Source organism: Shinella sp. Sh6 (assembly GCF_055392685.1).
This window is the reverse complement of sequence record NZ_AP044005.1, coordinates 1,169,757-1,183,082: the sequence shown is the minus strand read 5'-3', so window position 1 is coordinate 1,183,082 and position 13,326 is coordinate 1,169,757. Positions and strand designations below refer to the sequence as shown.

Annotated in this window: 9 protein-coding genes; 6 read left to right on the top strand and 3 right to left on the bottom strand. The window is 68.5% G+C overall.

Features of this window, described 5'->3' with window-relative positions; translation table 11 throughout:
• Nucleotides 1–8: 8 nt before the first annotated feature.
• The 6 genes from hutU (at nucleotide 9) to ACZ5TO_RS05670 (ending at nucleotide 6,658) form a co-directional block, all read left to right on the top strand.
• Complete coding sequence (gene hutU, locus ACZ5TO_RS05695; RefSeq protein WP_464799867.1) at nucleotides 9–1,685, top strand: urocanate hydratase; 1,677 nt, start codon at nucleotides 9–11, stop codon at nucleotides 1,683–1,685.
• Nucleotides 1,685–2,263 (top strand): HutD/Ves family protein, encoded by a 579-nt coding sequence (locus ACZ5TO_RS05690; protein ID WP_464799866.1) that lies wholly within the window; start codon nucleotides 1,685–1,687, stop codon nucleotides 2,261–2,263. Before hutU ends, ACZ5TO_RS05690 begins: the two co-directional genes overlap by 1 nt.
• A gap of 83 nt (nucleotides 2,264–2,346) precedes the next feature.
• Nucleotides 2,347–3,333 (top strand): aldo/keto reductase, encoded by a 987-nt coding sequence (locus tag ACZ5TO_RS05685; protein ID WP_464799865.1) that lies wholly within the window; start codon nucleotides 2,347–2,349, stop codon nucleotides 3,331–3,333.
• Between the two features lie 122 nt (nucleotides 3,334–3,455).
• Nucleotides 3,456–4,232 carry an ABC transporter substrate-binding protein gene (locus ACZ5TO_RS05680; RefSeq protein ID WP_464799864.1) on the top strand — a complete coding sequence of 259 codons (777 nt, stop codon included), beginning with the start codon at nucleotides 3,456–3,458 and terminating at the stop codon, nucleotides 4,230–4,232.
• Nucleotides 4,233–4,496: 264 nt separating this feature from the next.
• Nucleotides 4,497–5,453 carry a LysR substrate-binding domain-containing protein gene (locus ACZ5TO_RS05675; protein ID WP_464799863.1) on the top strand — a complete coding sequence of 319 codons (957 nt, stop codon included), beginning with the start codon at nucleotides 4,497–4,499 and terminating at the stop codon, nucleotides 5,451–5,453.
• An 80-nt stretch (nucleotides 5,454–5,533) separates the two neighbouring features.
• Nucleotides 5,534–6,658, top strand: coding sequence for an NAD(P)/FAD-dependent oxidoreductase (locus ACZ5TO_RS05670; RefSeq protein WP_464799862.1), 1,125 nt, complete (start codon nucleotides 5,534–5,536; stop codon nucleotides 6,656–6,658).
• A gap of 36 nt (nucleotides 6,659–6,694) precedes the next feature.
• Here ACZ5TO_RS05670 and secD read toward each other — a convergent pair whose 3' ends face one another.
• The 3 genes from secD to ACZ5TO_RS05655 all read right to left on the bottom strand — a co-directional run bounded on the left by secD (nucleotide 6,695) and on the right by ACZ5TO_RS05655 (nucleotide 13,325).
• Nucleotides 6,695–9,223, bottom strand: coding sequence for a protein translocase subunit SecD (secD, locus tag ACZ5TO_RS05665; RefSeq protein WP_184145371.1), 2,529 nt, complete (start codon nucleotides 9,221–9,223; stop codon nucleotides 6,695–6,697).
• A gap of 102 nt (nucleotides 9,224–9,325) precedes the next feature.
• On the bottom strand, nucleotides 9,326–9,748 hold the full coding sequence (locus ACZ5TO_RS05660) for a hypothetical protein (RefSeq protein WP_464799861.1): 423 nt from the start codon (nucleotides 9,746–9,748) through the stop codon (nucleotides 9,326–9,328).
• Nucleotides 9,749–9,866: 118 nt separating this feature from the next.
• Nucleotides 9,867–13,325: an ATP-binding protein gene (locus ACZ5TO_RS05655; RefSeq protein ID WP_464799860.1), complete on the bottom strand. Its 3,459-nt coding sequence runs from the start codon at nucleotides 13,323–13,325 to the stop codon at nucleotides 9,867–9,869.
• Nucleotide 13,326: the final 1 nt, after the last annotated feature.

The following is a 13,326-nucleotide window of genomic DNA, read 5'->3' as shown; positions in this document are numbered from 1 at the left end:
AACCAGCCATGACCGACAATCCCCGCCACAACATCCGGGACGTGCGCGCCGCCACCGGCACCGAGCGCACCGCCAAGAGCTGGATGACCGAAGCGCCGCTGCGCATGCTGATGAACAACCTCGACCCGGACGTCGCGGAAAACCCGCACGAGCTGGTCGTCTACGGCGGCATCGGCCGCGCCGCCCGCACCTGGGCGGATTTCGACACGATCGTCGCCTCGCTGCGCGATCTGGAAGAAAACGAGACGCTCGTCGTGCAGTCCGGCAAGCCGGTCGGCATCTTCCGCACGCACAAGGATGCCCCGCGCGTCCTCATCGCCAATTCCAACCTCGTGCCGCACTGGGCCAACTGGGACCATTTCAACGAGCTGGATAAGAAGGGCCTTGCCATGTACGGCCAGATGACGGCCGGCTCGTGGATCTATATCGGCAGCCAGGGCATCGTGCAGGGCACCTACGAGACCTTCGTGGAAGCCGGCCGCCAGCATTACAACGGCAGCCTCAAGGGCAAGTGGATCCTCACCGGTGGCCTCGGCGGCATGGGCGGCGCCCAGCCGCTCGCCGCCGTCATGGCCGGCGCTTCCTGCCTTGCCATCGAGTGCAACCCCGATTCCATCGATTTCCGCCTGCGCACCCGCTATGTCGACGAGAAGGCGGAGACGCTGGACGAGGCCATGGAGATGATCGACCGCTGGACGCAGGCGGGCGAGGCCAAGTCCGTCGCCCTCCTCGGCAATGCGGCCGAGATCCTGCCTGAAATGGTCCGCCGCGGCATCCGCCCGGACATCGTCACCGACCAGACCTCCGCGCACGACCCGATCAACGGCTACCTGCCGAAGGGCTGGACCATGGCCGAATGGCGGGCAAAGCGCGAAAGCGACCCGAAGGCCGTGGAAAAGGCCGCCCGCGCCTCCATGCGCGACCATGTCGAGGCGATGCTCGCCTTCCACCATGCCGGCATCCCGACGCTCGACTACGGCAACAACATCCGCCAGGTCGCCAAAGACGAAGGCCTGGAAAACGCCTTCGACTTCCCCGGCTTCGTGCCGGCCTATATCCGCCCGCTGTTCTGCCGCGGCATCGGCCCGTTCCGCTGGGCGGCCCTCTCCGGCGACCCGGAGGATATCTACAAGACCGACGCCAAGGTGAAGGAGCTGCTGCCCGACAACACGCACCTACACAACTGGCTGGACATGGCGCGGGAGCGCATCTCCTTCCAGGGCCTGCCGGCGCGCATCTGCTGGGTCGGCCTCGGCGACCGCCACCGCCTCGGCCTCGCCTTCAACGAGATGGTCAGGAACGGCGAGCTGAAGGCACCGATCGTCATCGGCCGCGACCACCTCGATTCGGGCTCGGTCGCTTCCCCGAACCGCGAGACGGAAGCCATGAAGGACGGCTCGGACGCCGTTTCCGACTGGCCGCTGCTCAATGCCCTCCTCAACACCGCCTCGGGCGCGACCTGGGTGTCGCTCCACCACGGCGGCGGCGTCGGCATGGGCTTCTCGCAGCATTCGGGCATGGTCATCTGCTGCGACGGCTCGGATGACGCCGCCGAGCGCATCGGCCGCGTGCTGTGGAACGACCCGGCCACCGGCGTCATGCGCCATGCCGATGCCGGCTACGACATCGCCATCGACTGCGCCAAGGAAAAGGGCCTGCGCCTGCCGGCCATCCTCGGCAACTGATGGCGAGGCTCCTGCCCAACGCCGACCATCGCCGCATGCCGTGGAAGAACGGCGGCGGCGAGACGGTCGAGGTGATCGTCCATCCGGAAGGCGCGAGCCTTTCGGATTTCGGCTGGCGCGTCAGCATGGCGAGCGTGGCGAGCGACGGCCCCTTCTCCGTCTTCCCCGGCATCGACCGCACGCTGGCGGTGCTTTCGGGCGACGGCATGGCGCTTTCCATCGAAGGGCTCGGCGACAGGCTGCTGACGCCGCAGTCCGCGCCGCTCGCCTTTCCCGCCGATGCGCCCACCACGGCGCGCCTTGCCGGCGGACCGATCACCGACCTCAACGTGATGACGCGGCGCGGCGCCTTCCGGCACACGCTCACGCATCATGTCGCGTCGGCATCGACGGTCCTTCCGGCATCGTCCGGCGGGCGCCTGCTTCTGGCGCTCGCACCGCTCGGCGTTTCGACGGGCGACGGCCTCATCGGCCTCCAGCCGCTCGACGCGCTCGTGCTCGCCGGCGCGGAAAAGGCGGAGGTGGTGCCGGCCGGCGACAGCGCCGCCTTCTATCTCGTTGAAATCATGCCGGCCTGACCGGAAGATCGCGCGATTTCCTTGTCCGCCTCCCGGCGGAATGCTACCTCCCGGCACATCGATTTTTGCCGGGAGACATTTTCATGAGACATCGCACCTTCGGCCGCACGGGCTTCACCACGACCGACATCGGCTTCGGCGCCTGGCAGATCGGCGGCGCCTGGGGCGATGTGAGCGAGGCCGACGGCCGCGCCGCCCTCAACGCCGCGCTCGATGCCGGCATGACCTTCATCGACACGGCGGACGTCTATGGCGACGGCCGCTCGGAAAAGATCATCGCCGACGTTCTGAAGGACCGCGGCGGCGCGCGCCCGATGGTCGCCACCAAGGCCGGCCGCCGCCTTTCGCCCCATGTCGCCGACGGCTACACCAAGGAAAACCTCGAAGGCTTCATCGACCGGAGCCTGAAGAACCTCGGCGTCGAGCGGCTCGACCTCGTGCAGCTCCATTGCCCGCCGACCGAGGTGTTCTATCGCCCCGAGGTCTTCGGAGCGCTGGAGGAGATCAAGGCCGCCGGCAAGATCGCCAATTACGGCGTCAGCGTCGAGAAGGTCGAGGAGGCGCTGAAGGCGATCGAATATCCGGGCGTCGTCAGCGTGCAGATCATCTACAATATCTTCCGCCAGCGCCCGGCGCGGCTCTTCTTCCAGGAAGCCGCCCGCCGCAACGTCGCCGTCATCGCCCGCGTGCCGCTGGCAAGCGGGCTCCTCTCCGGCAAGATTTCGCGCGAGACCGCCTTCGCCGCCGACGACCACCGCAACTTCAACCGCAACGGCGAGGCCTTCGACGTCGGCGAGACCTTTGCGGGCGTTCCCTTCGAGACGGGGCTTCAGGCGGTCGAAGAGATCCGCGCGCTGGTGCCGGCGGGCGAAAGCATGGCCGCCTTCGCGCTCCGCTGGATCCTGATGGCGGACGCCGTCAGCGTCGTCATTCCCGGCGCGCGCAACGCCGCGCAGGCGAAGGCCAATGCTGCGGCCGCAAGCCTTCCGCCCATCCCGCAGGACGTGATGGATGCCACGCGGGAGATCTACGAACGCCTCGTCGCCCCGCACGTCCACCAGCGCTGGTAGCAGCCGGAAAACCAGGCCGGCGCATCAACCGGAATGATAGCGAACATCATGGCTATCTATTTCGTTTATGCGCCGCCCCGCGCTACCGTTCCCCATCGTCCAAAGACAACAGGGGAACCACCATGAAAAGAATGCTTCTGGCACTGGCGCTCGCCGGCTCCACGCTGCTTGCCGCCAACGCCTCCGCCGAGACGCTGAAGATCGGCACGGAAGGCGCCTATCCGCCCTTCAACTACCAGGATTCGGCCGGCAAGCTCGGCGGCTTCGACGTCGAGATCGGCCTTGCGCTCTGCGAGAAGATGAAGGTCGAGTGCGAGGTGGTCGCGCAGGATTGGGACGGCATCATTCCCGGCCTCATCGCCAAAAAATACGACATGATCATCGCCTCGATGTTCATCACCGAGGAACGCAAGAAGCAGGTCGCCTTCACCGATCCCTACTACCTCGCCGCCATGACCCATGCCGCCGCGAAGAATTCCGGCATCACCGACTTCACCAACGAGGGCATGAAGGGCAAGGCCATCGGCGCCCAGTCCGGCACCACGCAGGCCGACTATGTCGCCGCCGTCTACCCGGATGCCGACATCAAGCTCTATCCGACGCAGGACGAGGTCAACCTCGACATGGCGAACGGCCGTCTCGACCTTCAGGTCGGCGACATGATCCCGCTGCTCGACTGGGTCACCAAGAACGACGACGGCAAGGCCTGCTGCGAGCTGATCGGCAAGCCGATCACCGACCCGAAGTTCGTCGGCGAAGGCGTCGGCATCGCCGTGCGCCAGGACGACAACGACCTGCGCGAAAAGCTCAACGCCGCCCTGAAGGCCATCCGCGAGGACGGCACCTACCAGAAGATCAACGACAAGTATTTCTCCATCGATATCTATACGATGAAGTGAGGTGCGGGTGACCGTCTCCACCGGATGGTGGTGGGCGAAACCTCGCCTCCCCTCCGTCGTCATCCTCGGCCTTGAGCCGAGGATCCATCGCCGTGGCTCGTGGATGCTCGGGTCAAGCCCGAGCATGACGGAGGAGAGGTGTGAGAATGAAATTTCGTAGACACTCCAAGGCGGTTTCGACCGCCTTGTTCTTTCGCGAAAAATACAAGGCTGCCGATCCGACCGCCCCTTGCCTTCGCGGGGTTGCGGAGCCTAGCTAGGCGCATGCCGCTCAACCGTCTCGAACGCTTTGCCCACAATCTCGACTGGAACCTCCTGCGCACCTTCGTGGTCGTGGTGGAGGAAGGCTCGATCACGCGGGCGGCGAACCGGCTCCTGTTGCAGCAGCCGGCCGTCAGCATGGCGCTGAAGCGGCTGGAGCAATCGGTCGGCCACCGGCTGATCGACCGCAGCCCCGGCCGTTTCGAGCTGACCGAAGCCGGCGTGCGGCTGCATGCGCTCTGCCGCGACATCTTCACCTCCATCGTGCGCCTGCCGGAAGCGATGGAAACCTCGGGCGAGGAGGTCGCCGGCCATATCGCCATCCACACCGTCAGCCATGCCATGAACCCGGCCTGGGACCGGGCGATCGCCGATTTCTTCAAGCGCTATCCGCGCGTGACGGTCGGCGTCACCGTCGAGACCACCACGGACGTCATCCGCTCGGTGGAGCGGGGCGTCGCCACGCTCGGCCTTTCGGACGGAATCATCCCCGAGGCGCTGGAAAAGGCGCCTTTCTGCTACGAGCGCTATGCGCTCTATTGCGGGCGCAGCCACCGGCTGTTCGGCGCGGCGGATGCGCGACTGGAGGATTTGCGGGGCGAGCCCTATGTCAGCTTCCTCGCCGACGTGCTGGGCGGCCCGCATATGGGCCCGGTGACGGCCGTGCGCGCCATCGGCTCCTTCGGCCAGCAGGTGCGCGCCCTCGCCTTCAACGTGGAGGAGGTGCTGCGGCTCGTCATCGCCAATGCGGGCATCGGCATGCTGCCCGTCCACCTCGCCGGCCGGGCGCTCGATGCCGGCGAGCTCTGGCAATTGCCGCCCTATGCCGACCTGCCGGTGACGGAGACCTTCCGCATCACCAATCCCGGCGCGACGCTGAACCCGGCCGAACGCGCCTTCCTCACCCATATCGCCGATGTCCCCGCATGGCGCTGGGGCGACCAGCATCAATCCGGCTGATAGCCACCTTCATCCCTATAAATTTGAAGAATGGCGGCCGCTCCCTTACCCCTGTGGCGAAACGACAGGCGGAGACGACCATGCAGACCTTCGACATCGCGATCATCGGCGGCGGCATCGCCGGCCTGTCGCTGACCTATTTCCTGAGCCCGCACCGCTCCGTCGTCGTTCTGGAGCAGGAAGGCGCGCTCGGCTACCACAGCACGGGCCGGTCGGCCGCCGAGTTCACGTTGCGCGACAACGCCCCCGCCGTCAACGCGCTCGCCCGCGCCAGCCACGCCTTCATGACCGCGCCGCCGGAAGGCTTTTGCGAGGTGCCGCTGCTCATCCCCCGCGGCAGCGTGGTCTTCGGCGCTACGGAAAAGGCGGCCTTGGTGCAGGCCCGCTTTAACGAAGCGAAGGCGCTCGGTGCCGCCGTCGAATGGCTCGACGAGACCGCCCTCCTCGCCCGCGCACCGATCATGAATCCCGCCTATGTCGCCGCCGCCTATTTCGACCCGGATTATTGGGACATCGAGGTCGACGCGCTCCTGCAATCCTATGCCCGCCACGCCCGCCGCCACGGCACGCAGGTCCTCGAAAAGCGCGAATTTTCCGGCGCCCGGCGCGTCGGCGGCAAATGGCTGGTCGAGACGAACGAGGAGACGCTTGTCGCCGGCATGCTGGTGAATGCGGCCGGCGGCTGGGCCGATACCGTCGCCGCCCGCGCCGGCGTTCAGCCCATCGGCATCGTGCCGCACCGACGCACCGCCGTCACGGTCGACCTGCCGGAGGGCGTCGAGGCAAGCCGCCTGCCGGAGATGAACGAGATCGAGGACACGTTCTATTTCAAGCCGGAGGGCCGACGCCTGCTTGCCTCCCCCGCTGACGAGACGCCGTGCGAGCCCGCCGACGTGCAGCCGGAAGAACTGGATGTCGCCTATGCCGCCCACTACATCGAGGAGGCGACGACCCTCAGCGTGCGCCGCGTCTTCAGGAGCTGGGCCGGCATGCGCAGCTTCTCGCCGGACCGCCTGCCGGTCGTGGGTTTTGCGAAGGACGAACCGTCCTTCTTCTGGCTCGCCGGCCAGGGCGGCTACGGCATCCTCACCTCGCCCGCCCTCGGCAGCCTTGCCGGCAGCCTCCTCGCCGGCGCTCCGGTGCCCGAACCGCTTGCCCGCGAGGGCGTGGAGGCGGCGGCCTTCAGCCCGGCGCGCTTCTCCTGAAACGAAACGGGCGCCTCAAGGGCGCCCGTTCTGCATTCAAGCCTCCGCCGCCGGCGCGTCGGCCGTGCGCGTCGCGCTGCGATCCTTCCAGTAACGGCTGAGGAAGAGCAGGATCGGGCCGCCGATATAGATCGACGAGGTCGTCGCCACGACGACGCCGAAGAGCATCGGCCAGGCGAAGGGCTTGACCGTATCGCCGCCCCAGATCGCCATCGGCAGCAGCGAGGCCGCGACGGCGAGCGAGGTGAAGATGCATCGCATGATCACCTGGTTGATCGACAGGTCGATGAGGTCGGAGAACGGCATCGTCTTGTACTTGCGCAGGTTCTCGCGCATGCGGTCGTAGACCACCACCTTGTCGTTCACCGAATAGCCGATCAGCGTCAGCACCGCGGCGATGGCCGTCAGGTTGAAGTCGATCTGCATCAGCGAGAAGAAGCCGATCATCTTGGTGATGTCCAGCACCAGCGTGACGATGGCGCCCACGGCGAAGTGCCATTCGAAGCGCCACCAGATGTAGATCAGGATCGCCAGCATGCCGAGGCCGACGGCAAGGAAGCCGGAGCGGGCAAGCTCGGTGCTGACCGTCGGACCGACCACTTCCGTGCGCTCGAAGCTGGCGTCCGGGATCACTTCGGCAACGCCGTTGCGGATTTCCTGGAGCGCGGCGGTCTGCACCGCTTCGCCGCCCGGCTGGCGCTGGACGCGCACGAGGACGGACGTGCCCTGGCCGAATTCCTGCAGCGCCACCTCACCGAGGTTCAGGTCCTCCATCTTCTTGCGCAGCACGGCAAGGTCGATCGGCGCCTTGGAGGTCGCCTCCACCTGGATACCGCCGACGAAGTCGATGCCGTAGTTGAGGCCCGGCGTGAAGAACAGGACGATCGAGCTGGTCGAGATGATCGCCGACGTCGCGATCGCGATATAGCGCCCGCGCATGAAGGAGAAGCTCGGGATGCTCCAGACCTGGCCGAAGATCGAATGGATGTTGATCTTCTTCATCTTGCTGCGGATGACCACTTCGCGCATCAGCAGGCGCACGAAGGTGATCGAGGTGAACATGGAGATGGCAAGGCCGATGATCATGGTGATGGCGAAGCCGCGCACCGGACCCGAGCCGAACATGAAGAGCAGGATCATGCCCACCATGGTGGTCATGTTGCCGTCGACGATGGTGGCGTAGGCCTTGTTGAAGCCGACGTCGAGCGCCTTCATGGCCCCCGCCCCGCCCGCCGTCTCTTCACGGATACGGGCGTTGATGAGGATGTTGGCGTCCACGGCCATGCCGATGCCGAGGATGATGCCGGCGATGCCGGGCAGCGTCAGCGTCGAGCCGAGAAGGCCGAGCAGGCCGATGGTCAGGATCGTGTGCAGCACGAGGCCGAGATTGGCGATGAGGCCCCAGGAGCCGTAGAGCACCTGCATCATCACGACGACGGCGGCAAGGCCGGCAAGACCGGTATAGAGGCCCATGCGGATCGAGTCCGAACCGAGGTTCGGGCCGACGGTGCGCTCCTCGATGATGGTGAGCGGGGCCGGCAGGGCGCCCGAGCGCAGCAGCGCCGAAAGCACGGTCGCTTCCTGCGGGTTGAAGTTGCCCGAGATCTGGCCCTGGCCGCCGAGGATCGGCTCGCGGATGACCGGCGCCGTCAGCACCTTGCCGTCGAGGACGATGGCGAAGGGCTTGCCGACATTGGCCTGGGTGACTTCCGCGAACTGGCGCGCGCCAGTGGAATCGAAGGTGAACGAGACGATCGGCTCGTTCGTGCGCTGGTCGAAGCCGGCCTTGGCGTCGGCAAGGCGGTCGCCGGAGATCGCGACGCGCTCCTCGACCGCATACTTCCGGCCGTCGTTGGCGCCGGGCAGGATCAGCACGCCGCGCGGGGCGACGCCGTTCGGATCGACGCTCTGGTCGACCATGTGGAAGCTCATCTGCGCGGTCGAGCCGAGCAGCTGGCGAAGGCGCGTCGGGTCCTGGAGGCCCGGAAGCTGGACGAGGATGCGGTCGCCGCCGACGCGCTGGATGAGCGGTTCGGCAACGCCAACCTGGTCGACGCGGCGGCGGATGATCTCGAGGCTCTGCTCGACGGCGGCCGACATGCGCTCGTTGATGCCGGCTTCCGTCAGCGTCACGTTGATGACGGTGCCGCTCGTGGCGACGTCGATATCGGCCGAGCCGCCGCCGAAGCCGAGCGCGGAGGCAGGCGCGGCAAGCTTGCGCACTTCCGGCAGCACCTTGTCGAGCGCGTCCTGGTCGGGCAGCGTGATCGTCAGCGTGGCGCCGTTGAGGCGGGCGGCCGAGGCCCGCTCGCCGGCCTTGCGCAGGATGGCGCGGGCGTCGTTGAGGAGCGTATCCATGCGCGCCTTGCGCAGCGCGGCGGAATCCACTTCGAGGACGAGGTGCGAGCCGCCCTTCAGGTCGAGGCCGAGGGTGACGGGGTTGGCGGGCAGGTAGCGCCCGAATTTCGCCTGCTGCTCAGACGTCAGCACGTTGGGCACGGCCGCGAGCATCCCGAAAAGGATGATGACGGCGTAGACCATCAGGGCCCACTTGGAGGTTTTCATTGGGTGTTCCACTTCAACTGCCGGAACGGCGCGCCCTCAGGCCGACGCCGTCCGCTGGGATCGGAATGTCATCGAATGGCGCGCAACCGGCGCCACGGAGCCTCAACCGGCAAGGGCCGGAGGCGCACGGCTTCTGAAGAACGCGGTGGCTGCACGCGCCGGGCCCGCATCGTCGGCAAGGACGAAGACCAGCAAAGCCGCCGTCTCGAAGGGATAGGCAAGGAAGCCCGTGCCGGGCAGGAGAGCATTGCCGCCGGCATTGCCGCTTTCAAGGCCGGCCTTCGCCTTGGCCGTCCGCCGCTCGGCATGGCCGCTCGCCGGGAACCAGAGATCGTCGCCGGAAGGCGAAAGCGGCGACGGCGCGACGCCCCCTTCCGCAGCCGCACGCTGCGGATGGCCTGCGGTGCGTGCGCTGTCGGGCAGGGAGAACTGCGAGAGGAAGAGGGTGAAAAGCAGCACGAGGAAGCCGGCAGGCGCAAGACCCCGCTCCCACATCGTCGCCTCTTTCCCGGTCCTCATGTTCATGCCTGTCCGTTCATCGAAGGCGGAAGGTCGCGCGAAGCAGGCTTCGCACGGCGCAGATGGTGCGCCAAGAACCATTTACCGCCGGGCGAGTCAAGTTCCGCGCCCGGCGGGGCGGCCGTTACAACTCGTGGATCGCAACGTCCGGGCAGGCTTCCCGCGCCAGATCGCGCAGGTGCCGGTGGTGGGTGAGGTAGATCACCTGCCCGCCCCTTGCCATCTCGCCCATGACGCGCAGGGCATTCAGCGCGCGCCCGTCGTCGAAGGTCTCCATGATGTCGTCGGCGATGAAGGGCACGGTCTCGCGGGTTTCGGCGATCTCGTGGTAGCCCGCCACGCGCAGCGCGAGATAGAGCTGGAAGCGCGTGCCCTTGGAAAGGTCCTTCGCGAGCTTCGAGGCGCCGGAGGCGGCATTGGCGACGAGGAACTCGCCGTCCTTCTCCAGCACCGTCGACAGGCCCGCATATTCCCCGCCCGTGATGGCGCGGAAGGTGTGCGAGGCCCGCTCCATCATCCGGCTGCGGTGGCGCTCGCGGTAGAGCCGCAGCGCCTGCTCGGCCGCAAGGATGCCGGCGCGCGTAGCAAGGTAGCGCCGCGAACGCTCGGCAAGATCGACGAGCGCCGTGCGCCGCCGCTCCTCCAGCGCCGCCGCCGCATCGCTGCCGGCGATCTTCGACAGGGCCTCGTCGGCGCGGGCCTTTGCAAGGTGCTGCTCCTCCACCGCACGGTCGAGATCGTCGAGCCGTGCGGCAAGGTCGGCCCGCTCGCCCGCAAGCTGGTCCTCGTCGACCGTCGACAGGACCGCCTCCGCCTCCTCGGCGGTTTCCAGGCGCATCTGCCGGGCAAGGTCGCGCGCCGCCTCGCCGATGCGGTCGAGAAGATCGTCGCGCCGGCGATAGGATTCCAGGAGGATTTCCGCCTCCGCGAGGCCGGTGCAGCCAAGGAAGGCGAATATCTCCGAAAGCCGCGCGGCAAGCGCCGCCCGGCGCTCCTCCAGCGTGCGGGCCTCCTCGCCGAGCCGCGCCAGCGCCTTGTCGAGCGCCGCGCGCCGGTCGTGCACCGCTTTCGCCGCGGCGAGCCGGCGGGCAAGGCCTGCGACCGCGGCAAGCGGGTCCGCCGCGTCGAACGCCTCGCCGAGCCGGCCGGCGAGCCGCTGCGCATGGCCGGTATAATCCTCCTGATCGCGCCGCATGGCGGCGATGCGATGCTCCAGTTCGCGGTGCCGCTCGACGGTGCGGGCGAGTGCCTGCAGGGCGGGCAGAAGGGCGGCAAGGCGCTCCGGATCGCCCGGCGCCCGGTCCGTTGTGAGCCATGTGCCGGCGATGTCCCGCTGCCATGCCGCCTGCCATGCGGAAAGGGTGTCCGCCGCCTCCCCTGCCGCCCTGCCGCGCGCTTCGGCTTCGGCTGTGGCACGGGTGTGGCGCTCGGCGGCGGCAAGGCGGCGCGCTTCCGCCGTCTTCAGCGCCTCCAGACGGTCCTCCGCAAGGAAGACGGCTTCCTCGAACGTGGTCCCGGCGGGAAAATCCGCCCCGAGCAGGCCTGCAAGCCGCAGGAGCGTCACCCTTGCCTCCTCCTCGACCACATCGGCCTCCGTGCCGCGCCGGGCAAGATCGGCGGCCATGGCGAGCGCGGCCGAGCGGCGCTCGATCCAGCCCGCCGTTTCCGGCAAGGGCGTCTCCGCCGGCAGGCCGCAGCGGCGGGCGGCGGCGGCGATCTCCGCATCCGTCTCTGTCCGCGCCGCCTCAAGCCGTTCCGTCTCGCCGGCGAGTGCCGCAAGACGCGCCGAACCGTCCGCCACGCTGCGCTCAAGCAGGCGGATTTCGGAGAGGCGGTCGGCGCTGCGCAGGCGCGCATCCGTCGCCCGGTCGTCGTCCCGCATCGCCGCCTCGAAGGCGGCGGCGGTCTGGCGGTCGAGCCGGGCGAGATGCGCCTGCCAGGCCTCCTCGCGCCCGGCGCGCAGGCGGCCCGCCTGCTCCTCGCCTGCAGCGCCCGTTATCGCCTGCAGCGCGTCGAGCCTTGCCTTGGCGCCGGCGCTTTCGAGCGTCAGGACGGCGACCTGCTCCTGCTGGCGGCGAAGGGCGTCCTCCGCCGCCTCGCGCCGCTTGCGCAGGCTTTCCAGTTCCGAAGACGACGGCACCGGCAGGGCCGCGAGCGCCGCCGTCGTGCCGGACCACGGTGCAAGCCCCGCCATCGCCGCCTCGGCCTCCCGCCGGCCAAGGGCGAGAAGACGGCGGGCTTCGCGAAGACGGCCGGGAAGATCGCCGGAGCGGGCGGCGCGCAGCGCGGCGCCGAGCGCCACTTGCTGCGCCTCATCGCCCTCCGCGCCGCAATCCTGCGCCGCGCGCGCGGCCTCCAGCGCTTTTTCCGCCTCGGCCCGCTCGCGAAGGGCGGCCTCGGCGCGCTCGGCAAGCGCGGCGCGGCGGGAAAGCTGCGCGGTGAGCTTTTCGCCGAGGCCGGGCGGCAGCAGGATCTCTGTCGGGTCGGCCTCCGGCGGAAGGCCGAGCGCGGCGATCTCCGCCCGAAGCGTCGCGGCAAGCCGGTCACGCTCGCCCTCGCGCGCGGCAAGGTCCATCGCGGCGGTGCGGAAGCGGGCTTCCAGCGCGGAGCCGGCAAGGGCCGCGATATCGGCCTCGGCCTCCAGCACCGCGGCATCCTCGGATAGGCCCGCACGCTCCTCGGCGGAACGGTCGCGCTCGGCAGCCACGCCCTCGGTCCGAGCGGTAATCTCCGCCTCCTCACGGGCAAGCTCGCCCAGAAGGGTGCGCCAGCCGGGCGGCGGGGAATCGCCGAGGTCGAAGGCGCCGAGCTCGGCCCTCAGGGCGCGCAGGCGGCGAAGGGCGGGCAGCGCCTCAAGGCTGCGCTCGGCCTGCCCCAGCGCGGCGCGCGCTTCGGCCCGTTCGGCGCTCGCCTCCGCATGGCGCCGGGCGGCCTCGTCGCGCTCGCGCACGAGAAGGCCGTAGTCGCGGGCGGCGACGTCGAGCGCCTTGCGCTCGGCCGCCAGCGCCTCGATCTCGGTTTTCAGCGTGGAGAGCCCGTGCTTGCGGCCGGCGGGCCGGTAGAAATCGTCCGCCTCCGCCTTCAGCGCGGCAAGGCCGGAGGCCATGTCTGAAAGGCCGGAACTGGCCGAGAACAGCATGGCGCCAAGCTCGCCCTCGCTCTTGAGGATATCTTCGCCGCCCTTCTCGATGCTCTCGTCGTCGAGCGAGAACATGGTGCGGTAGGCGCTGCGGTCCATGCCGCCGAGGACGGAGGCGAAGAGCGTATCGGGCAGCGGCCGGTCGTCGGCGGCGACCAGCGTTCCCTGGTTGCGCTTAAGCCGGTATGCCTCCACGGCGTCCGCGCCGATGGAAAGCCGCCCGCCGACGCGCATCAGCGCATAAGGATGCAGGAAACCGTAGGCGCTCGTCTTCTCGATGCCGAAGAGGAGGTCGAGATAGGCGGAAAAGAGCGTCGACTTGCCGGCCTCGTTCGGGCCGTGCACGAGATGGAAATCCGGCTTGCCCGGCCGGGGCGCGCCGAAATCGAGGCTGCGCTCGGTGAACTTGCCGTAGCGGACGAGGTCGAGACGGTTGAGGCGCATG